Annotated in this window: 17 protein-coding genes and 4 pseudogenes; 14 read left to right on the forward strand and 7 right to left on the reverse strand. The window is 62.0% G+C overall.

The features are described from left to right. Positions 1-731 precede the first annotated feature (731 nt). Both FJ425_RS17970 and FJ425_RS17975 read right to left on the reverse strand, forming a co-directional pair. Entirely contained in the window at positions 732-1,181 is a 450-nt protein-coding gene (locus FJ425_RS17970) for a prephenate dehydratase domain-containing protein (RefSeq protein WP_140698304.1), read from the reverse strand. 265 nt (positions 1,182-1,446) lie between these two features. Continuing rightward, positions 1,447-1,659, reverse strand: a complete 213-nt coding sequence (locus tag FJ425_RS17975) for a cold-shock protein (RefSeq protein ID WP_008874821.1) — start codon at positions 1,657-1,659, stop codon at positions 1,447-1,449. 792 nt (positions 1,660-2,451) lie between these two features. Here FJ425_RS17975 and FJ425_RS32065 point away from each other — a divergent pair. The 10 genes and pseudogenes from FJ425_RS32065 to FJ425_RS18015 all read left to right on the forward strand — a co-directional run. Then, positions 2,452-2,631 carry a hypothetical protein gene (locus tag FJ425_RS32065; RefSeq protein WP_224684594.1) on the forward strand — a complete coding sequence of 60 codons (180 nt, stop codon included), beginning with the start codon at positions 2,452-2,454 and terminating at the stop codon, positions 2,629-2,631. Between the two features lie 5 nt (positions 2,632-2,636). Further along, positions 2,637-3,929, forward strand: a pseudogene (locus tag FJ425_RS17985) (cytochrome P450). 1 nt (position 3,930) lies between these two features. Next, positions 3,931-4,236 (forward strand): annotated as a pseudogene (locus tag FJ425_RS31570) (ferredoxin). An 87-nt stretch (positions 4,237-4,323) separates the two neighbouring features. Continuing rightward, positions 4,324-4,713: an SDR family NAD(P)-dependent oxidoreductase gene (locus tag FJ425_RS31575; RefSeq protein WP_176479560.1), complete on the forward strand. Its 390-nt coding sequence runs from the start codon at positions 4,324-4,326 to the stop codon at positions 4,711-4,713. Beyond that, entirely contained in the window at positions 4,710-4,835 is a 126-nt protein-coding gene (locus tag FJ425_RS32345; protein ID WP_263483495.1) for a hypothetical protein, read from the forward strand. The genes FJ425_RS31575 and FJ425_RS32345 overlap by 4 nt, the downstream gene beginning before the upstream one ends. A gap of 8 nt (positions 4,836-4,843) precedes the next feature. Beyond that, the gene (locus FJ425_RS17995; RefSeq protein ID WP_064994225.1) at positions 4,844-6,187 is read left to right on the forward strand and encodes a cytochrome P450; all 1,344 of its coding nucleotides are present in this window, start codon (positions 4,844-4,846) and stop codon (positions 6,185-6,187) included. 151 nt (positions 6,188-6,338) lie between these two features. Then, complete coding sequence (locus FJ425_RS18000; protein ID WP_064994191.1) at positions 6,339-7,337, forward strand: polyprenyl synthetase family protein; 999 nt, start codon at positions 6,339-6,341, stop codon at positions 7,335-7,337. A gap of 297 nt (positions 7,338-7,634) precedes the next feature. After that, positions 7,635-9,185, forward strand: coding sequence for a hypothetical protein (locus FJ425_RS18005; RefSeq protein ID WP_064994192.1), 1,551 nt, complete (start codon positions 7,635-7,637; stop codon positions 9,183-9,185). After that, positions 9,182-9,391: pseudogene (locus tag FJ425_RS18010) on the forward strand (hypothetical protein); the annotation flags it as partial. The gene FJ425_RS18005 and the pseudogene FJ425_RS18010, both read left to right, overlap by 4 nt. Further along, positions 9,391-9,999: pseudogene (locus FJ425_RS18015) on the forward strand (alpha-hydroxy-acid oxidizing protein); the annotation flags it as partial. The pseudogenes FJ425_RS18010 and FJ425_RS18015, both read left to right, overlap by 1 nt. Before the next feature lie 936 nt (positions 10,000-10,935). Here FJ425_RS18015 and FJ425_RS18020 read toward each other — a convergent pair. Next, entirely contained in the window at positions 10,936-11,244 is a 309-nt protein-coding gene (locus tag FJ425_RS18020; RefSeq protein ID WP_064994193.1) for a hypothetical protein, read from the reverse strand. 155 nt (positions 11,245-11,399) lie between these two features. On the opposite strand from FJ425_RS18020, the gene FJ425_RS32475 reads away from it, so the two are divergent. Then, on the forward strand, positions 11,400-12,515 hold the full coding sequence (locus tag FJ425_RS32475; RefSeq protein ID WP_064994194.1) for a response regulator: 1,116 nt from the start codon (positions 11,400-11,402) through the stop codon (positions 12,513-12,515). A gap of 227 nt (positions 12,516-12,742) precedes the next feature. Here FJ425_RS32475 and FJ425_RS18030 read toward each other — a convergent pair whose 3' ends face one another. Together FJ425_RS18030 and FJ425_RS18035 are read right to left on the reverse strand one after the other, a co-directional pair. Beyond that, positions 12,743-12,988: a hypothetical protein gene (locus FJ425_RS18030; protein ID WP_064994195.1), complete on the reverse strand. Its 246-nt coding sequence runs from the start codon at positions 12,986-12,988 to the stop codon at positions 12,743-12,745. Positions 12,989-13,330: 342 nt separating this feature from the next. Then, positions 13,331-14,035 (reverse strand): DsbA family protein, encoded by a 705-nt coding sequence (locus tag FJ425_RS18035; protein ID WP_064994196.1) that lies wholly within the window; start codon positions 14,033-14,035, stop codon positions 13,331-13,333. A gap of 781 nt (positions 14,036-14,816) precedes the next feature. Here FJ425_RS18035 and FJ425_RS18040 point away from each other — a divergent pair. Next, positions 14,817-14,993 (forward strand): hypothetical protein, encoded by a 177-nt coding sequence (locus FJ425_RS18040; RefSeq protein WP_224655962.1) that lies wholly within the window; start codon positions 14,817-14,819, stop codon positions 14,991-14,993. Positions 14,994-17,298: 2,305 nt separating this feature from the next. On the opposite strand, the gene FJ425_RS18045 is transcribed toward FJ425_RS18040, so the two are convergent. After that, entirely contained in the window at positions 17,299-17,583 is a 285-nt protein-coding gene (locus FJ425_RS18045; RefSeq protein ID WP_064994200.1) for a hypothetical protein, read from the reverse strand. Positions 17,584-17,975: 392 nt separating this feature from the next. Here FJ425_RS18045 and FJ425_RS18050 point away from each other — a divergent pair, with 392 nt between their 5' ends. Together FJ425_RS18050 and FJ425_RS18055 are read left to right on the forward strand one after the other, a co-directional pair. After that, on the forward strand, positions 17,976-19,451 hold the full coding sequence (locus FJ425_RS18050; protein WP_064994201.1) for an NAD-dependent succinate-semialdehyde dehydrogenase: 1,476 nt from the start codon (positions 17,976-17,978) through the stop codon (positions 19,449-19,451). A gap of 501 nt (positions 19,452-19,952) precedes the next feature. Continuing rightward, entirely contained in the window at positions 19,953-20,717 is a 765-nt protein-coding gene (locus FJ425_RS18055; RefSeq protein ID WP_064994202.1) for an HAD-IIA family hydrolase, read from the forward strand. A 401-nt stretch (positions 20,718-21,118) separates the two neighbouring features. Here FJ425_RS18055 and FJ425_RS18060 read toward each other — a convergent pair whose 3' ends face one another. After that, complete coding sequence (locus tag FJ425_RS18060; protein ID WP_084015906.1) at positions 21,119-21,739, reverse strand: DUF2285 domain-containing protein; 621 nt, start codon at positions 21,737-21,739, stop codon at positions 21,119-21,121. Positions 21,740-21,846: the final 107 nt, after the last annotated feature.

A 21,846-nucleotide genomic window follows, 5' to 3' on the forward strand; every position in this document is an offset into this window, starting at 1 on the left:
CGAATGGACGAGCGTGTCGCCGATAACGCGACACAGTCATCGATGGTGACTTGTTTTGCGAGATGCCCGGCCGGTCGACGTCTTGTGCTTATGAATACTACTTTCGCAGGCAAGAAAACTGAGCGAAAACGACAAGATCGTCGGCGCGATGATCTCGTGGACGCGCGGCACGGTCGTGTCTTCTCATCAGTGATGAGGATCAACAGTTTTGGAGTTATGGGCAGAAACTACCCTAGCCTTAGCTAATAGCAACGTGGGAGGACCCGAGAATTCTAAAGCCATCAATATCCGCCAACGCAGCCAGCGCCGGGTGCGTCAAAACATGGCCAGCGACATCGATGACATATTTATGGGTGTCCAGCCGCTCGCATGTCGGACGCTCATAGACATTGAGAACGGCTAAATTATCCTTCGAGAACATGTTCAGGACACAACTGAGATTGCTCTGAAACGCGGAGGTGAAGTGTCGTCCGGTCAAATCCTGTCGGCGCAGGGGTCCTGCCCCCGAGCACCCACCACCGCTTAACGTTATGCAGCCCTTCTTCAATTCCTGTTCGCAATATCTGCAGATTGTACAGCTTGGCACCAAGCGCAGGACCAAATGCCGCTGTCGAGGGCGAGGCTTAGCGACTAAAGATGTCGCTCCCTTACGGCTCTCTCGCTCGACATTGGGCATGTTCTCGTCGAGCGACCCGGCCACCTCCTGCAAGGCTACGGCGTGGCCAAGCACCTTAGTGACTCATCGAGAAACTCGCATCCTTGCTGGCCATCAGGCTATAGCTCAAGACCTTCGGGTACTCGGCGATGACCCTGGGAGACCTCAAGCGCAGGACTTGGTCGAGGTAGAGAGTGGTTCCGACCAGAGAGGTCGTAGCTGGAACGCATGCAACGTCGACGCAGCCATTCTCATATGCTTCGAACAATCCGTCGTTGAACGGAACGAGTTCAACTTGGTCGCCAAAGAGGTCTAGCGAGGCTTGATGTGTCCAGGTCCCCTCAGGGCCAATGTACCCTACCCGCTTGATCGCGGAGGTGTCGACCGCTGGAGGCTGGCTGAATTGCTGGTTCATTTCCTCGGCACGCTCGATCGATAATGCGTCAGAGCCCTCATTCATGAAAATCACACGCACGGGTTCATGACCGAAAATATAGCATTGATCGGTGGAAGCGAGCGGACCCACAAGAAGCTCGCAGCTTGGTCTCGTTGTCCAGATTCGTTCTGATGCGCGCGGTCGCCGTCGGCATCTGCTACGTGAGAATCTACAGCAGAAAAAATAAGAGGGCTGGGACCCGCCCCTCCTCACTTGCAAACATCTTATTTCAGTAGAACTTGGCAGCTTCCCGCAAACCGCCGCCCGGTCAGCGGGAGATCCGTTTCTTGCCCGCTCCTATGGCGCGGTCAGTGGCACTTCTGCCCGGCTCTTGCCGGGCAGAGGCAGAAAAAGATCAGCCAGCTTTGCTGAGACTGCCTGCGGAGGACTTGCCGGTACGGCGGTCCTGTTCGACCTCGTAGTTGATCTTCTGGCCCTCATTAAGGGTCGAAAGGCCCGCTCGTTCGACAGCGGAAATGTGAACGAAAACGTCCTGACCTCCGTTGTCAGGCTGGATAAAACCGAATCCCTTGGTGCTGTTGAACCACTTCACCGTTCCAGTCGCCATAGTCGTATTCCTTTGTAACCATTCAATGTAGGCAGGCCATAGGCCAGGTCCGCTTCATATCTGAGATTTTAGGGGCAGCAAAAGCGAAAATAGCAAAAGCCCCGGTCAAATCGCAAATCGGCTCGCAAGCTCCATCATGACCGCCTCTCGCGGAAGCGTCTCCCCGCGCTGGCGTTCCGAATGGCAAAACAAGTCCTGCAACGCTCCGGTAAATTCCAGACCGCGTCTATCGCTGTTTGGAGTCGTGTTAGGGGACCAGCGATCGGCCGATGTGGGCAGGAGTACGCGGACGACCAGCAACTACAGGCGCGCGCTAACGCCACGATATTGGACATCTCCGAAGGGTAGCTCACCTAGCCACCTTTTTAAGCGGCGAGGGCTTCCCATTTCGGGCGGTGTAAGATGTCCGACAATGTCGGATACGTCACATAGCTGAGTCCGACAATCACATCGCCGAAACGGGGTTTTCTCATTTGGCACGGTTCGTGCGCAGTCATCGCAAACACGTCACGAGCCGAGGAGAGTCATCCAATGATCCCCAAAAAAATACCGTCTCACGTTTCCCAGATTAGCTCAAAGATGACGCTCGTGTCAGGCCTCGAAACATGTTGATGCCTCATCTGGCTCGGGGCTACCCACCGCTCCACTATCTCCCACTAAAGGGACGAGCACGCAGCACCCTCAACATAAGGGACAACTCACTTTGCCTCAAAACTTGCCCATCGGCCGGTCACCAAGAGACGCCGTCAGCAAACCTTCAGTCTGGCTCTTTTTGCGACCGCGCTGGCCTTCGTGAGCACCGCTCCGGTTCTGGCGGCTACCGATGACATCAAGGCGACGGCCAATCACGTCGCCGGCGAGTTTGACCGCGCGGTGGCCGAGATCGGTGGCTCGCACGACGCCTTCACCTCCTATGACTATACTGCCTACCACCCTGGCGCGCGCCGGTCAGATCAGCCAGCCAAGAGGTAACTAAGATGGACGTGCAAGAAACCAAGACAGCATGCCGGGACGCCTTCGCCGAACTGGCGTCGCCAGCGTGCATCCACGACCCGTATCCGTTTATGCGGTGGTAGCGCGAGCACGATCCGGTGCATCGCGCGGCCTCGGGCCTCTTTCTGTTGAGCCGCCACGCCGACATTTACTGGGCGCTCACGGCCACGGGCGATGCATTTCGGGGACCGGCGCCTGGCGAACTGGCGCGCTATTTCCCGCGTGCGGCGACCAGCCTGTCCCTCAATCTAATGGCGTCCACGATAGCGATGAAGGACCCACCGACGCATACGCGTCTGCGCCGGCTGATCTCTCGCGATTTCACCATGCGCCAGATCGACAACCTGCGGCCGAGCATCGCGCGCATCGTCGCAGCGCGCCTGGACGGCATGGCGCCCGCGCTGGAGCGCGGGGAGGCGGTGGATCTGCATCGGGAATTCGCGCTGGCCTTGCCCATGCTGGTCTTCGCCGAACTGTTCGGCCTGCCCCAGGACGACATGTTCGGGCTCGCCGCCGGCATCGGCGCCATTGTGGAAGGCCTGAGCCCGCACGCCAGCGATCCCCAGCTCGCCGCGGCGGACGCAGGCAGCGCCAGGGTGCAGGCCTACTTCGGCGACCTCATACAGCGCAAGCGCACCGATCCCCGCCATGACATCGTGTCGATGCTGGTCGGCGCACACGACGACGATGCCGACACGCTATCGGATGCAGAGTTGATCAGCATGCTGTGGGGCATGCTGCTGGGCGGCTTCACCACCACTGCTGCGGCCATCGACCACGCGGTCCTGGCGATGCTGGCTTATCCCGAACAGCGGCATTGGCTGCAGGGAGACGCCGTGGAGGTGAAGGCATTCGTCGAAGAAGTCCTGCGCCGCGACGCGCCCGTCCTGTTCAGCGCCACTCCGCGTATCGCCCAGCGCGACATCGAACTGGGCGGCGTGGTGATCCCGAAGAACGCGGACGTTCGCGTGCTGATCGCGGCCGGCAATCGCGACCCGGACGCCTTCGCCGATCCCGACCGCTTCGATGCCGTGCGGTTCTACGGCACCAATCCGGGCATGTCGACCGACGGGAAGATCATGCTCAGCTTCGGCCACGGCATCCACTTCTGCCCCGGTGCGCAACTGGCCCGGATGCAGTTGGCCGAGAGCCTGCCGCGGATCCAGGCGCGCTTCCCCACGCTGGCATTGGCCGAGCAGCCGACCCGGGAGCCCTCCGCGTTCCTTAGGACGTTCCTCGCGCTGCCGGTGCGGCTGAATGCGCAGGCAGGGGGCTGAGATGCGCGTCGTGGTCGACCAGGATCTGTGCGGAACCACCGGGCAGTGCGTGCTTACGCTGCCGGGCACCTTTCGCCAGCGCGAACCGGACGGCGTGGCTGAAGTGTGCGTGGCGACGGTCCCGCAGGCGTTGCACGTCGCCGTGCGGCTCGCGGCCAGCCAGTGCCCGGTCGCCGCCATTCGGGTCATCGAAAGCGACGCTGGCGATGACGAGCGCGCCAGCGCCGACGCTGCGCCTTCTCGGCGGAACCCGAGCGGCATGCCGCGAAAGACCAACAATCCAGAAGGACACGATGGGACGGTTTGAAGGCAAGGTGGCCGTGGTGACCGGCGCCAGCGCCGGCATCGGCAAGGCATGCGCCCTCGCCATCGCGCCGAGGGCGGCAGAGTGGTGGTGGCCGACATTGATGGCTCGGCGACCATCGCCTGCACCGCGCAGATCACGGCCGAAGCGGGCCACGCGCTGGCCCTGGCCATGGACATCGCCGATGCGCAGGCGGTGGCAGCGCTGTTCCAGACGGCGGAGCGGCATTTCGGTGAGGTCGGCTGCGTGAACAACGCGAGCTATGCATCTGACCCCGCGCGAGCGCGCGATGCTCGACCTGGATCTGGCGGTCTGGATCAGACCATGGCGACCAATCTGCGCGGCACGCTGCTCTGCTGCCGGCAGGCCATCCGACGGCTGATCGCCCGCGGCGGTGGCGCGATCGTCAACATGTCGTCGTGCCAGGGCTCAGCGGTGACACCGCCCAGACGTCCTACCCCGCGTCGAAGGCGGCGATGAACATGCTGTCGGCCTCGCACGCCATGCTGGCGCATGTGCGGACGTACGCCGACGGTGGCAACAGCCGCGCCGCGCGGCCTGCCGGCGACACCGTCGAAGCGGCCGCGGCGCCGCGCTGCTGATGGAGCTGATGAACATGCTGCTCAACCCGCTGAACCGTCGCCACCGGCTGCGGCACGACATCCCGGTCGTGCCCGGCGCTTTCCCCCTGGTCGGGCATCTTCCCGCCATCATCTGCGACCTGCCGCGCCTGCTGCGGCGCGCGGAACGGACGCTGGGCAGCTACTTCTGGCTGGATTTCGGCCCTGCCGGACACCTGATGACCTGCATGGATCCGGACGCGTTCGCACTGCTTCGGCACAAGGACGTGTCCTCGGCGCTGATCGAAGGGATCGCGCCCGAATTGCTTGGTGGAACGATGGTCGCCCAGGACGGCGGCGCGCACCGGCAGGCGCGCGATGCGATCAAGCCGGCGTTCCTGCCCAAGGGGCTGACCCAGGCCGGCATCGGCGACCTGTTCGAGCCCGTCATCCGGGCGCGTGTGCAGGCGTGGCGCGACCGCGGCGACGTAGCCATCCTGCGTGAAACCGGCGACCTGATGCTAAAGCTCATCTTCCGCCTCATGGGAGTCCCCGCGCAGGACCTGCCGGGATGGCATCGCAAGTACCGGCACCTGGTGCAGTTGATCGTCGCGCCCCCGATCGACCTGCCCGGACTGCCCTTGCGGCGCGGCCGCGCCGCCCGCGACTGGATCGACGCGCAGTTGCGCCAGTTCATCCGCGACGCGCGCGCGCATGCCGCGCGCACCGGGTTGATCAAGGACATGGTGAGCGCCTTCGATCGCAGCGACGATGCGCTCTCCGATGACGTCCTGGTCGCCAATATCCGCTTGCTGCTGCTTGGCGGTCACGAGACCACCGCCTCGACGATGGCCTGGATGGTGATCGAGCTGGCGCGGCAGCCTGTGCTGTGGGACGCCCTGGTCGAAGAGGCGCAACGCGTGGGCGCGGTGCCGACCCGGCACGCGGACCTAGCGCAGTGTCCGGTCGCCGAGGCGCTGTTCCGCGAGACGCTGCGCCTGCATCCGGCGGTCACGCTCCTGCCGCGTCAAGCGCTGCAGGAATTGCAACTCGGCCAATGGCGCATTCCCGCGGGTACCCATCTGTGCATCCCGCTGCTGCATTTCTCGACCTCGGCGCTGCTGCACGAGGCGCCTGATCAGTTCCGCCTGGCGCGATGGCTGCAACGCACGGACCCGATCCGGCCGGTGGACATGCTGCAGTTCGGTACCGGCCCACACGTCTGCATCGGCTACCACCTGGTATGGCTGGAACTAGTGCAGTTCTGCATCGCCTTGGCCCTGACCATGCACAAGGCCGGGGTGCGGCCGCGGTTGCTGAGCGACGTCGAAAAAGGCCGGCGCTATTACCCGACCGCAAATCCGTCCATGAAAATCCGCATCGGATTCTCATGAGCTGGCATCGCATGCCCCGTGTGGCGAGGCAGCGGCGAGCGACGCGCAGCATTGCTGCACTCGGCGCGCGCGCTCGGTGCGACGCCGGCAACAGCGCGGCGGTCGCCGCTCTCCGAGGCCGTCTCCTGTCAGGCACAAGGACATGAACAACATGCAAGCCGGTTCCAAGCCACATGACGACCGAACTGGCGTTTCCGCGATCGGGGGATTGGGCGCGCAGGCGCGCGGCGCATCCGGCAGGCTGCTGCCGGAGATCTGGATGCAGGACGGCGCAAAGGGGGTCGAACAGGCGCTGGCGCGTCTTCTGTGCGCCGAAGACGATGGCGAGACCGAGCTGATGGCGGCGATGCGCTACGCCACCTTGCATGGCGGGAAGCGCACGCGCGCCTTGCTCTGTCTGGCTGCCGGCGCACTGGCCGATACGCCGGCGCACGTGCTCGAGGACGTCGGCGCCGCCATCGAGATGATCCACGCCTGTACCCTGGTCCACGACGACCTGCCCGCGATGGACAACGACGTGCTTCGCCGCGGCCTTCCGACTGTGCACGTCAAGTTCGGCGAAGCCACTGCGATCCTGGTCGGCGATGCGCTGCAGGCGCACGCCTTCCTCACCCTGGCGAGCCTGGATGCGCCGGGCGACAACCGTATCGCGCTCGTGCACGAACTGGCACAGGCGGTGTCCGCCGAGGGTGCCGCAGGCGGGCAGGCCAAGGATCTGTCGCTGGTCGGAAAGCATGTCGAGCTGGACAGGATCGTGGCGATGCACCGGATGAAGAGCGGAGCGCTGGTGCGCGCGTCCGTTCGCATGGGCGCGCTATGCGCCATCACGGAGGATGCCGCGCACGCCGCGCTGTACAGTGCGCTCGATCGCTACAGCGCCTGTTTCGGCCTGGCGCTGCAGGTGGTTGACGACATTCTCGACGCGACAGCGGATGCCGCGACGCTGGGCAAGACACCCGGCAAGGACGCTGCGGCGCAGAAGCCGACCTGCGCGTCGATCATGGGGCTGCAAGCAGCGCGCCAGTTTGCGCTGGATCTGTTGCGCGACGCCGGGGAGGCCATCGCCCCGCTGGGGCCGCGTGCGGAACCGTTGGCGCAGATGCTGCAGCGGGCCACCGCGTATCTGTTAAAGCACGCGCCATGCGCATGAGGCGCCCCGTCCGCATGGAGTCGCCCCTGTGCCGCGCGATCGGCCGGCGACAGCGGTGGATGCTGCACTCTGTCCGAGTCCGCGGCGCCGATCGCAGCGGTTGCCCAGCACGGCCGTGTCACGCGGCGCGCGGCGCTAGCCTATTGGGCGAACCGACGCCAGCCGCGCGTCGCCGCGCCGGAGCAGGGCGGCCGTCCGGCGCTGCCCACGCGCCTGGCCGCGACGGGCCTGCGGCGACGTGCGCGGCGTCTGCCCGATCTTGGTTCTCGTCAACCTTCTGCAGAAGGAACATCCCGCGTGAACGCGCTGTCCGAACAGATCCTTTCCGAATTGCGCCACTTGCTGAGCGAGATGAGCGACGGCGGCAGCGTCGGTCCGTCCGTCTACGACACGGCGCGAGCGCTGCAGTTCCACGGCAACGTCACCGGTCGGCAGGACGCATACGCCTGGCTGATCGCGCAGCAACAGGCCGATGGCGGATGGGGAAGCGCGGACTTCCCGCTGTTTCGCCATGCGCCCACGTGGGCGGCGTTGCTGGCATTGCAGCGCGCTGACCCTCTTCCCGGCGCTGCCGACGCAGTCCAGGCTGCAACCCGGTTCCTCGAACGCCAACCCGATCCCTACGCGCATGCGGTGCCGGAAGACGCGCCGATCGGCGCGGAGCTGATCCTGCCGCAGTTGTGCGGCGAGGCCGCATCCTTGCTGGGCAGCATGGCGTTTCCGCGCCACCCGGCGCTGTTGCCGTTGCGGCAAGCCTGCCTGGTCAAGCTGGGGGCGGTGGCGACGTTGCCGAGCGGCCATCCATTGCTGCACTCCTGGGAAGCCTGGGGGACGTCGCCGACCACCGCATGCCCGGATGAAGACGGCAGCATCGGCATCAGTCCGGCGGCCACCGCCGCGTGGCGTGCGCACGCCGTGACACAAGGGAGCAGGCCGCAGGTCGGGTGCGCCGACGCGTATCTGCAGGCGGCATCGCGGGCGACGCGCAGCTGCATCGAAGGTGTCGTTCCCAGCGTCTGGCCGATCAATGTGTTTGAGCCATGCTGGTCGCTGTACACCCTGCATCTGGCCGGGCTGTTCGCGCATCCCGCGCTCGCCGAGGCGATGCGCGTGATCGTCGCGCAGCTCGACGCCCGCCTGGGCGTGCGCGGTCTGGGCCCGGCCTTGCACTTCGCGGCCGATGCGGACGACACCGCCGTTGCGTTGTGCGTCCTGCGCCTTGCAGGCCGCGACCCGGCGGTCGATGCGTTGCGCCATTTCGAAATCGGCGAGCTGTTCGTCACCTTTCCCGGCGAGCGCAATGCCTCAGTGTCGACCAACATACATGCCCTGCATGCATTGCGACTATTGGGAAAGCCCGACGCCGGCACCGGCGCCTACGTCGAGGCCAATCGCAACCCACACGGTCTATGGGACAACGAAAAATGGCACGTTTCGTGGCTGTATCCCACCGCGCATGCGGTCGCTGCGCTGGCGCAAGGCAAGCCCCAGTGGCGCGACGAGCGCGCGCTAGCGGCGCTGCTGCAGGCGCAGCGTGACGACGGCGGCTGGGGCGCCGGTCGCGCGTCCACATTCGAGGAAACCGCCTATGCGCTGTTCGCGTTGCACGTGATGGACGGGAGCGAAGAGCCGACAGAGCGCCGGCGCATCGCGCAGGCGGTGGGGCGTGCGCTGGAGTGGATGCTCGCCCGCCATGCGGCGCATGCCTTACCGCAGACGCCGCTGTGGATCGGCAAGGAACTGTATTGCCCCATCCGGGTCGTGCGCGTGGCCGAACTCGCCGGGTTGTGGCTGGCGCTTCATTGGGGGCGGCGCGTCCTGGCCGGGGGAGCAGGAGCGTCGCCATGATCCAGACCGAACGGGCGTTGCAGCAGGTGCTGGAGTGGGGGCGTTCCCTGACCGGGTTCGCCGACGAGCATGCGATGGAAGCGGTCAGGGGCGGCCAGTACATCCTGCAGCGCATCCACCCGAGCCTGCGTGAGACCAGCGCCCGCACCGGCCGCGATCCGCAGGACGAAATGCTGATCGTGACGTTCTATCGCGAACTGGCGCTGCGCTGGAGGCCGATGGACTCATCGTCCATCTCAATCCGCTGCAGGAAGCGGTACAGCCGGAGGGCGACAGCGACTGGCGCGGCGTCCTGGCGCAGATCGCTCGCGCCGCGCGTTGCGTGGGCGTGCCGATCGTGGCCAAGGAAGTGGGGTCGGGCCTGTCCGCCTCGGTGGCCTGTGTGCTCGTCGAGGCGGGCGTGGCGGTGATCGATGTCGCCGGCGCCGGCGGCACCTGTTGGGCCGCGGTGGAGGGCGAGCGCGCCCGCGATGCCGCCGACCGTGCAGTGGCGCTGGCCTTCGCCGATTGGGGGATTCCGACCCCGGCCAGCGTGCAGGCGGTACGTCGGGCGCTGCCGGCGGTGAAGCTGATCGCGTCGGGCGGAATCCGCGACGGCGTCGACGTGGCCAAGGCCATTCGCCTGGGCGCGGACATCGCTGGGCAGGCGGCCGGCGTGCTGCGCGCGGCGACGGTGTCCACCGAGGCGGTTGTCGCGCATTTCGAGATCGTCATCCGCCAGTTGGCCGTCGCCTGTTTCTGCACCGGCTCGGCCGATCTGGCGGCATTACGTCAGGCGCGCTTGTTGCCCTCGGCGCATCTGCCCGCCGGTTGATGCGGGCGTCGTCCGCACGTGGCGGCGGGGCACCTAGAAGGCCGCTGAAATACCTACGCCAGCCCGATCCGGCTTATGGTCAATGAAGCGCGAATACGTGCACATCCAACTTAAGAGACGGCAGGAAGCCGCCGCGTCGCAGGAAGGAGCCGGGTAATCTTCGCCGCCCTGCCCTGTCGGTTCATTCAGCGGTGGCGGCGCACACTGCCACCTGCCCGAACGGAGATTGGCTCCGGCAAGAGCTTTTTCCGCTGCGAAGTGGCGAGCGACGCGGAAGCATGATTGGGAACGCGAACACTCGGCGACGAAAATCCTGAAGCAGCGGGCGAGCATTCATTGTCCCTTTCCTAGGCAGTTAGCAGCAGCAGCAGTCCTAGGGCCAACGCGATGGGACCCAAGAGAAGGCAGGCCGGAACAACGCTCCTTCCAATGCAATTGCGAATTTTGGACGTTTGCTTTGGCCGCATTCTGACGACGGTTTCCTGTCAAGCGACGCACGCGTGGGCGGCGCATTCAGACATTGAATGGTGATGGCTCGAACGAAGTTCTCGTTGTACTGACCCTTCCGAGCCCGCCGCCGATAAAAAAGCGCGATCTGAGCCGACGGATTTGCAAGCAGACACGGGCCCCCTCGCCCCCTTCGGATGCTGCCAGCCGGTGATGGCCACGAGTGCTGTCTAGGTTAGCAAGATCCTCTTCCATGCTCCCGACGGATTGTGGCCAGGTAGCGCGATTTACGCTTGGTCATGCACTCAGGACTTGAAGATCCTGCACTCAGGATATGACAGTGCATCCTTGGCATCGCGGGCGCATGAATAAGGCGGGATTTCGATGATGAGGGCCGCAGCGGGCATTGGCAGTTCGCTCGTGCTGATCATATTTCATCCACGAAGAATAACACCACTAGGCCAATCTCGAGGCTACAGTGGAACAATCCTAAGACAGGGCTTCCAGACATTGTAGGTGACGCATCGCTTTATCCTTAGCCCCCTGCGCCGGCACCACCCACACGCGCGAAGCTACGCGGTCGAAGTGCGTTTCGACGGTTGCCCATCGACTCGACGCCATCTGACCCGCCGTCTTCCCTCTAATCAAACGGAGGTGCCTTTGCTCCGCTTCAGGCTTGGTCAGTACGGCTTGGCGCGGTTGCCATTCGGCGATCCCAACCTCTAAGTTCCCGGCGGCCGGTGCAGCACCGACGATGGTCGCATAAAGAGAAAGTGCCGTGATCAAGATGACGTTCATAACTTGCCTCTAATCGGTTGTTATAATCACCGCCCTTCTGGCACGCGCACCTGACGGCAGCCTGAAAGCCGCCGGAACATTTGCGCTACGGCGTTCAGCCTATTGTCAGGTTCCGTCAATAGGGCACGAACCCTGCCCAATTATTGGAGCTCGGCATGCGAATTTTGCTCATTGAAGACAGCGAGGACTTTGGCAGCGCTGTACGAGAACATATGATAGCTGATGGCCACGCGGTTGAATGGGCCAAGGACCTGTCCGAAGCGCGGTATCACGCAAGTGGGATTCCCTACGGGCTTGTTCTGCTCGATATTAACCTGCCAGACGGTAACGGCCTGGACTACTTGCGGGAGATGAGGAAGGGGCGTGATTCGACACCCGTCATCATCGTGACAGCTCGCCATACGGTCGAGGACCGCATCGAGGGGCTCAATGCTGGTGCCGCCGACTACTTGGTCAAGCCGTTCGATCCCCGCGAACTTTCCGCGCGCATTCATGCCGTGGCGCGTAGTCACGGGAACTTCCCGAAGCCATATTCTGTCGGGGCGCTGTCCATAAACGCGGCTGAGCGGCGCGTCGCCCTCGACGGGCAGCCGGTCAACCTGACTGCACGCGAATGGGCGATTCTCGACTGCGTTCTATCCCGACCCGGAGCGGTAGTTTTGAAGAGGAAGATCGAGGAAGAACTCCTTTCCTTAGGTTCGGAAAGTGAGAGCAATACCGTGGAGGTTTATGTTAGCCGGCTCCGCAAGAAGATCGGCAGGGACCGAATAGCGACACTGCGTGGCTTGGGGTACAGTTTCGTGGAAGAATCACGGAACGGCCTCGGAGACCCTGTCGATCTTGTCCAAAAGGTTCGGTCAGTCGTTGATGACTTCTTGAAAAAGCCGTGGTTTGCCGGACGGCTAATCCTTGACGTCGACGGCTGCCCCGCCTGGGAGTGCAAAGCAGACCACGCCGTTAGAATTCCCGTCGTGCTTCGATGCCTCATCGACAACGCACTCACACATGGACTGCCCGATATCCCGACGACAGTTTCCGTCAGAGCTGATGGAACCATCGCCATTGTAAACGCAGGACCGGTGGTGCCCCTCCCAGACCTTGACGAGATAACAGAGCGTTTTGTGCGTCTGGCGACTCGGGCAACTGTCCCAGGCCAGGGTCTACCCGTCGCTAATTATGTTATCAAGAAGGTCGGTGGCAGCCTTGAACTTGCCTCGCCTGCCACGGGTCGCGGGGATGGTTTTGAGGCGATTATTCGAATCCCTCGATGACCCTGGTTTGCTGCAGCGACCAGGTTGGGCGTAGGAAGCATTGTACGCTGCTGGGCAACGGGAATGTCAAACAGGGGCGGTAACCAAACCCGCGGTGGGCCGGCTCGCCAGAGGAAGGCAGCTTTGGCGGGGCACACCACATCCCAATCCACTGGCGTGAGACAAGCATGCCACGGCCCCGCCCCAAGCCAACCCGTTCGGCAGAGCTCGGCGCTTCCTTGAGCTAATCATAGTCTTCCATATGGCTGTTGCCGGAGAACCGAAGACGGCTTGCTGAAATGATCCAGTTGTTCCAGACCTCGGCCTTTAGCCCTAGTCAGCACCGGCGCGCCGGTTTCCCAGATCAATTTGCTGACACGATTGCCCCCTTCGTCATAGACAAACTCGTTGCCCTTCGGCCAGGTGTAGCCAACGCCACCAAGAAACACGACGCTCCTGTCGGGCACTGAATAGATGGTCGAATGCGCCGCCATTTGTGCAGAACGTGCCGAAAGCAAGAATAGCAAATGATGATGTGCAGCGATTCATGGGGCCGCCTCCTCAGGATAGCCGTTGGTGATCTCTCGTTGAACGACGGCGGCTCTCAGCGACCGTTCGCAGACGTTGTTTGTCGCGGCGACCATTCCTGGGCATTGGTGCAAAGACGTTGAACTCCGATGCGATGTTCAGGACGGCTTAGTCATTGCCCTTTGCCCGGTGCGTTGCATAGCACCGCGCGGGCCGCCCACTACCGCGTTGCCGGGCCATATTGAGATTTGGCCCGGCACGAGAGGCGGCACTCGTGGCCAGAGAGGTTGCACCGGCGGCCAGCCCTGTCAAAATGCCGAAGTTGGTGATCCGGCAGGACGCCTATGCTTTTCCCGCTCGTTGGCGAGGTAGCGGTCCAAATAGTGCATGTTAGCCGCACCTGAAACCACTCGTTTGCCGACAACGACCGCCGGCCCGCCGTGGATGGACAGCTTCTTGGCGAGCGCGGAATTGTGCTTGACGGTGTTTACGATTCCGGGGTCCTTGATGTCCCGCTTGAGTCGCTCAACGTCGAGGCCCTCGTCTCGTGCGATATCCAAAATGTCGGATCCGCTGAGCCGGAGGCTAGTAGCCATTAGGCGGTGATGGAACGCCTCAAATTTTCCCTGTTTGCTGGCGGCGAGCACCGCCCGTGCAGCAAATTTGGAACCCGGTCTCGTGCTCGAATAAGGTATGTAGTAAACCTTCAGCTCGGGATCATGCTTGAGGGCTTGCTGGATCGTACGGTCTACCGCGCGGCGCTGCGGGTCGTTGGAGTCCAAAAATACGGCGATATGGTGGTCGCCATTTGGGTTGCCAGCAGTTGGCGCAGCTGGGTCGTTGAAGAGTGCGTCGTGCCGGTCTGAAATGACCTTCTCCCTATCCTTGCGGAGCTGGCTATTGTATTCGTGCTGGAGCACTAAGTGTGTGACAGTTGGACCATATTTCGCCAGCAGGGAAACCAGCAGCAGTAGGGCTGAAAGGGCGATCCGGCCGGCTTTTAGATTAATCATGGGGAGTTCCAATTAACGGTGAATGGCAGGGCAGTAACAGCCGGCTTGTGACACCCGGACCTGACAGCAGCCTGACAACCTCAGGACATTTGCGTCACGCGGCGTTGAGCGTAGAGTCACGTTCAGAAAGACTCCGCCCTCGAACTGTCGCCCGGCCCCCCTGATGCCACTACGCTCGTCGAAGACGGCAAGGATCTTGGCCGCGGCTGTACGCGAACTTACGATGGTGGCCACGCGGTCGATTGGGCCAAGGTCCTGTCCAAAGCGCGGTTTCGCGGGCCCAGCGCTAGCCACGCGGTCGGCGATCCTTCTGTCGTGAATTTTACTCATGCTGCCGGCGAGCGCCGCCATGCCCCGGTGACGCCGACGATATCACCTTAAGCGGCAAGCGCTTCCCGTAAACTGGCGTTCGATGTCGGACAATGTCGGATCGGCAACATAGCAGAATCCGATTACTCACGTTGCCGAGACGAGTTTCTTGTTTGGCACGGCATGTGCGCGATCCCGCAAACGCCTCACAGACTAAAGAGAAGTCATCCGATGATCACCCACCAAAGAATGCCCTCACATTGATTCACTCAAGATGACGCTCGCGTCTGGCCTCGCAAAATACTGATGGCTCAGTTGGCCCTGCGCTGCCCACCGATCCAGTTTGTCCCGCAAGGGCGTCGAGGACGCAGCATCGGCAAAATGAGGGGCAACTCCTTTGCCTCGAACTTTGCGCATCGCCCGGCAACTACAAGCTAGGCGGTCGATGAACCTTCGGTCTGGCGCTTCGGTTATGGCGGCCAGCGATGACATCAAGGCGACGAATTTTCTGCTCGACAAAGGCATGGAAGTGGTCCTAGTCCCCGATCACCGCGCGCCAACTATCACCCATATGGTGCGGTACAAGATCGGCAGCGCCGACGAGCCCGCCCGGGAAATTCGGCGAACGGGCATTTCCTCGAGCATCTGATTGGCGGCGGCGATCAATCATGCCGCCGGCGAGTTGGACCGCCCGGCGGTCGATATCGGCGGATCGCTGCATGCTTCCAGCTCTCACGCCTGTACCGCCGCGCGGTGTTGCAGCTCGGCGCGCCACATGGCGATGGCGACGGGCCGTGCGCAATGTAATGACATTCGACCGGTTCTGACCCGCTCGGGAAAGGATGGCATTCGAGATGAACTCGCTGGCATTGTCGCTGGCGAGGAGCCGGCCCAATTCCCGGGCAGTCAACTGCCCTCGACCGTGCCGATTAGCGCGCCTTTGCCATGCCGGCGGATTAGCGTGGCCGACCTTACTTCGGCGTGACGCAAGCAATTTCTGCACCAGACGCGCAAGGTATGCCACTCCCTCAAACCGCTCAGCGGCACCTCTAGTCTATGCCGGCATGTAGGCTGCTCCCATCGCGACGGCGTGCGGCAACTCTTCTGGGTCTTGACCCTGTCGGCGATATTATCCGACCGAGGCCAAAAACCTCGCGGCTGTACGCGAACTTACGATGGTGGCGACGCGGTCGATTGGCCAAGGTCCTGTCCGAAGCGCGGTGTTGCGGGCCCAGCGCTAGCCACGCGGTCGGCGATCCTTCTGTCGTGAATTTTACTCATGCTGCCGGCGAGCGCCGCTATGCCCCGGTACGACGATATCACCTTAAGCGGCAAGCGCTTCCCTTAAACTGGCGTTCGATGTCGGACAATGTTGGATCGGCAACATAGCAGAGTCCGATTACTCACGTTGCCGAGACGAGTTTCCTGTTTGGCACGGCATGTGCGATCCCGCAAACGCCTCACAGACTAAAGAGAAGTCATCCGATGATCACCCACCAAAGAATGCGCTCACATTGATTCACTCAAGATGACGCTCGCGTCAGGTCTCGCAAAATACTGATGGCTCAGCTGGCCCTGCGCTGCCCACGCATCCATTTTGTCCCGCAAGTGCGTCGAGGACGCAGCATCGGCGAAATGAGGGGCAACTCACACTTCGCCTCGAACTTTGCCCATCGCCGGTAACGTGGAACTTCGGTCTGGCTGGGTGCACAAGGCCACATTTTGCGACGGCGCTGACCTTCGCGACCACCGCTTCGGTTCTGGCGGTCACCAATGACAGAGCCGGTCGATCGCAGCCCGGGCCAGCTTCTCTCCGGAATGAGCGTCAACGAGCGCGACTCTGCGGCAGGCAAAATGTCAGGTTCACTACAACCTATATCTGAGCACCGTCGAGGTTTTCAAAGCAAACGGCGCTTATTGGGCGCTGAGGTGTTGGCACGGCCTTTGCAAATTGGAGGTGGCAACATCGAGCGAGGTGTTTCGCCTTGTTGCCGGACAGCGAAGTCAAAGCTTCGGAAGGTTTCAGCGGGAAGGAACTCAAAGGATAATTGCGTTCTCTCTGCCGGCAAGGATGAAGAGAACGAGCACGGTAGCATACGCGGTTGATTACGTTGGCGTAATTTACTGCACAATTTTTCTTGTCTTTTGGTTACCCATCTCTCGATGAGAGCATAAACAGAAGAGAAAACAATGAGTGCTGAAGGTAAAAAGAGACGCGGTGTATCTGGCCTCTCAAATGCGCGGAATATTGCATTCCGCTATGGTGGTAGGCCTTCAAACTACAGTTTGGCGATAGGGCACACGACTCATCCGCGTCTGGGCGGTTCGCTGTTCCTCAACGCTATGATCCTGGGGCAAATGCTGCCAGGATTTAACCCAAGTGAACGTATGTTGAAGGCTGCGGACGCTTGTATTGAGGTATGCCCCGCTCTTGGTGCGCCTTTCCACTGAAAGAAGCCGAGAAACCGCAAATGACTTGGCAGATGGTATGAACCCAATTGTAGGCGGGCTGTGCCGCCCTTCGTCTTTGGCATCGTCCGTCTTGTACTCCCAGAAATGGAACAGTGATTGGCTTCCATAACAACAACATCGGACCGTCCGGCGTCGAGATAGCCTGCCTGGCGCCTCGCAATCGCCGTATCGACGTCGGCGGTGAAATAGCTCTCCTCGCCAAAGAGATCGAGGAGGATCTGGCGGGGATAGATCGCAAACAGCGCGAACTTCGGTGGCATCAACTGTCCCGTGCAGCCATGCCTCCATTCGGCCCGCGGCGCGGCGCGTAGGTTGTTGAACAGCGACAGCCATTCCTTCTACCCGTTCCTTGGTCGCTAGCGTCAACTATGCGCTCTCTCGGCCTCGAGCTCGCGGCGGCAGGTATTGCCGATTGCGCCACGGCGCCGCCTGCCTTGGGCAACTGGGCGAACCCGTTGCGCGACTTCACCCGATGTTCTCGATTAGCGAGGGTGAGAGAGCGGCCACATCGTCGCCGGTTCATGATGGCGCGCAGGTCTTCCCGGCTTGCGCTCATCGGCGATTTGTCTTTGCGGCGTGGTGACGCCGCCGTCCGGCGACGATGTCGAAAGTGTCTGGACTGCCGTTTTTGGGACCAACAGCGACTGGAGGATGCTGCGCCGGCGGATGGACGGCACGACATCGGATATGTCCGGCGCCCGCTTGCCGTCTCGCACGTCGAAAGGTGACAAGGTGAGCTCGCCAACGCCAATATAAGCGAGTTGCATGTGATGGACTCCGCCTCCGTCCGAACCTCTGCCAGACCGCCGAGGGAGCCGGTTGCGCCAAGTAGCGCAGGTTATCCGTCAGGCCACTGAGGGATGCCGAGACTGCTGATGGCTTCGGCATCCAAGATGTGACCTTCACTGTGGGCCCCTGCGGCGTAGACGCAGAGCGGAAGAGCGCCACGTAATACCTGCGCTTGGGCAAGCCCATATCCACTGTTCGGTTTGTCTCCTAATGAGACCACCAACCAGACTAAAGCCTTGAGCAATTCGACCTTTCAAATTCGGGGATGGTCTACTAGCTGTCTGGCGGAGGCCCTATAAGGAACCCGCAGGTGCGGAATAGACCGACACCCGCCCGACAACTCATCCGCCGCGTTTAAGAGGAACCCGGTATGCCCCTATGCCTACCGATGATCCGCCACCTGAAATCCCCGGACCTGTTTGGCGCCATCGATCGCTTGCCGGCGCTTGGCGCGCCGGCTAGCGAGCGCACATTCGAAGTCATCAATCCATCGAGCGGCGAAGTGCTGGCGGTGCTTCCCGACATGGGTGTGGAAGAAACGCGCGCTGCGATCGAGAAGGCTTACCTGGCGCAGCCAGGATGGGCGGGGCTGGCCGCCCGAGAACGCAGTGACGCTTTGTGGCGTTGGCATCAGCTGATCATTGACCACACCGACGATCTTGCCGCGATACTCACTGCAGAGATGGGCAAGCCCGTTGCCGAAGCCAAGTCGGAGGTTTCGCACGCGGCCGCGTATCTGCAATGGTACGCCGAAGAGGCCAATCGCATCTATGGCGAGACGATCCCCGCGCCGTCGACAGACCGTCGCATGCTGGTGATCAAGCAGCCGATCGGTGTGGTCGGCACGATTACGCCTTGGAATTTCCCGGCGTCGATGGTGGCGCGCAAGATCTCGCCAGCCCTGGCGGCGGGCTGCGCGATCGTGCTTAAGCCTGCTGAACAGACGCCGCTTGTGGCAGGTGCAATGTTCGCCCTCGCGCACCAGGCCGGCTTTCCCGAAGGCGTCGTCAACCTAGTTTATGCATCTGAAGGTGATGACGTCGGACGCGAACTTTGCTCTAATCCCAAGGTTCGAAAGATCAGCTTCACAGGCTCGACCGAGGTTGGCCGGCTGCTCATGCGCCAGTGCTCGGACCAGATCAAGAAGGTCAGTCTCGAGCTCGGCGGCAATGCCCCTTTCATCGTCTTCGACGACGCCGACATCGACGCTGCGGTTGACGGCGCGATCCAGGCGAAGTTCCGCAACGCCGGCCAGACTTGCGTTTCAGCGAACCGGCTTTACGTCCAATCGAGCGTTCACGATGAATTCGTCGAAAAGTTCGTGGAGAAAGCCCGGTCCTTGTCGGTCGGCGACGGCTTCGCTCCGGCAGTGGACGTCGGACCGCTCATCGACTTGCATGCTTTGGCCAAGATCGAGTCCCACATCGCAGATGCCGTTGCCAAGGGTGGGACAATTCGATGCGGGGGCGAACGTATTGGCAAGGATGGGACCTTCTTCAAACCGACAGTCCTCACTGAAATTTCCAGCAGCATGGCGGTTGCGCAAGAGGAGACTTTCGGGCCACTGGCTCCGATCATTCAATTCACCGATGCGGATCAGGTAGTGCGTGAGGCCAACGACACGATCTACGGCCTCGCCGCCTATTTCTATGCCTCCAATCTGAAGCGTGTCTGGCGCGTTGCCGAGGCGTTGGAATACGGCATGGTTGGCATCAACACGGGGCGTATGTCTTCGGAAGCGGCGCCCTTTGGTGGCATCAAGCAGTCCGGCATTGGGCGAGAGGGTTCCCGCCACGGGCTCGAAGACTACCTCGAAATGAAATACCTCTGCATGGGCGGCATCTGATCTCTATGGGATGGGCCGCCTCAGGCGCAGAATGAACCAAAGGGATGATCGAACGCTTTGGCGAACCTTCTTCCGGCTGGTTTCGGGTCGTTCACCGCGCCCCTGGCCTGCGCGCCTTAAGTGAGATCTAGACGCCGTGCTACGTGAACCGCCTCTACAGCGACGAGGCAAGGTGCCACAAGCGGACGGCAGGTTGCGCATCCTGATCCAAGCGCGGCACGTCTCGCCAGGCTTGTGGTTCGCTGGGAACTAGAGACGCATTGTCCATCAGCTGCGTTGACGCAGCGAAGTCGGCAGCCGACGGCGCAGGGCGTCGGCACGGCGAGCGGTGCGCCCGACACGTTTACGCCGCAACCTCCTTATTGCCGCACGGCCAACTGGGCGCCCTTCGCGCATCGCTCTCAATCGGTACAGTCGCCGGCATTCTCGCCTGGAGAAGATCAGTGACACAAGCCGTGCTCAGGCCGTGCATGCACGAAAGACATCGAGGGTTGATATCCAATGATCACAGCGCATCTGCTCGACATGGACGGAGTCCTGGTCCGCGGCGGCCAACCGATTGCTGGCTCGGTCGGCTATGTGGCCGGGCTAATCGCCACGGGTGAGCCGTTTCAGATCTTCACCAACAACTCGCGCTTCACACCCGAAGATCATGCCGAGCGTCTAAGAGCGGTTGGCTTCGCCGTGCAGCCAGAGCACATCTACACATCGGCGCTCGCCACTGCGCGGTTCATGGAACTGCAAAAGCCCGGATCATCTGCCTATGTCATCGGCGACCACGGTCTGGTTGAGGCTCTGCGGCAGGCAGGCTGCCGGATAACGGAGTTTTCGCCCGAGTTCGTGGTCCTCGGGGATACAATTTCGTACCACTATGAGCAGATCGCAACTGGCGCCGAGCTTGTGGCGAAGGGAGCGCGTTTTCTCGCCACCAATCCAGATGCGACTGGCCCGACCGAACGAGGCTCCCATCCGGCGTGCGGGGCAGTCGCAGCACTAATAGAGAAGGCCACCGGCCGTCAGCCCTATTTCGTCGGGAAGCCGAACCCGTTCATGATGCGCAATGCGCTCGACCGGCTGGGAGTGCGAGCTGTCGATACCATCATGGTCGGGGACCGCATGGATACCGACGTGCTCGCAGGGCTGGAATCGGGCCTGAAAACAGCCCTTGTGCTTACTGGAGTGACCAAACTGGCTGACATAGAGCGGTTTCCATTCAGACCGGATTACGTGGTCGATTGCCTTGCGGATCTGGGCCAGATCATCTGAACCAACAAGCCGAAGGCACCCCGACACCAAGCCTGAACGTGCTCCCTCTACGTTCCGGGCCGTCAACCCAGCGCAATCTGGTGGAAAGCTGGCCGCAAAAGAAGTGATAAGCATGACAAGTTAGTCGAACTACACCCACGTAGCCATGCCGGCGGTCTGCCGTTGCTGGGAAGAACTGGCTCGGCCGCTGCGTATAGCGTATACCCGACGCGGCAGCTTTTTTCTCCGTTGCGTACTCGACATTGTCACCTGTGGAACATTCGAACGTGCCTCTCGGCATCGACTGACGGGTTGAACCAGAGCGCACCTGTAAGGTCTTTCCCCGCCAAGTGGGACCGGGCGAACTGACGTTCTGGATCCGAACTGTTCGCCGGCTGATGTACGGGGCGGACCGTCACTTTTCAAAAAAGGAAATCCCTGTACCCTCCATGCATGAGGGCGCGGCCACGAGAGACAGCGCGGCGAATGCGGTCGCGCAGATGATCGCGAGGATCCCTCCAGTCGGCATGGACGCGCTGTTGACCAATCAGCGCTTCGGCGAGCTCGCGATGTGACGCCCCAGCAAGTGAGCCGTCGAGCGCACGAAGAACGAAGGTCAAACGAGGACCCCGCTTTTCTGGCGGGAATAAGCGGGCAGGAAGCTGTTGACCCACATTTAGACGATTGAGGGACTCGATCGCCCTAAGACGGTGCTTCGAAAGGGTCTCGGGCCAGATGGCCTCGGTACGGAGGCAAACGGGGTGCAAGATATCCGCGCCAGAGACGGCGAGTTGGAGCGTGTGCTTGGTATCCCGAAGAAGAACATGCTGGCCCTTGTCGGGGGCTAGCAGAACCGTCGAACGGCACGGCAATGCCGAGAGCTCGAACGGCGCTGTGCCCGACCACGCGGACAGCTGTTCTGCAATGACCGGCAGCACATGAGCGCACCATAGCGGAGACCAGAATACGACCGAATTGCGCCCATGAGACTCGGCGAAACAGAACACCCCAGCGTGACAGTTCGCAGGCCACGGTGACCACATTGAGAAAAGGTCGGTACGACAAAGTATTGGCCTGCCGGCTTGCTGTGGTCACATCAGGCTGGAATGCTGGATTCCGGCGTAAGAACTCCCAGGCCCATTCGCGCGGC

This window comes from Mesorhizobium sp. B2-7-2 (genome assembly GCF_006440775.1).
GTDB lineage: Bacteria > Pseudomonadota > Alphaproteobacteria > Rhizobiales > Rhizobiaceae > Mesorhizobium.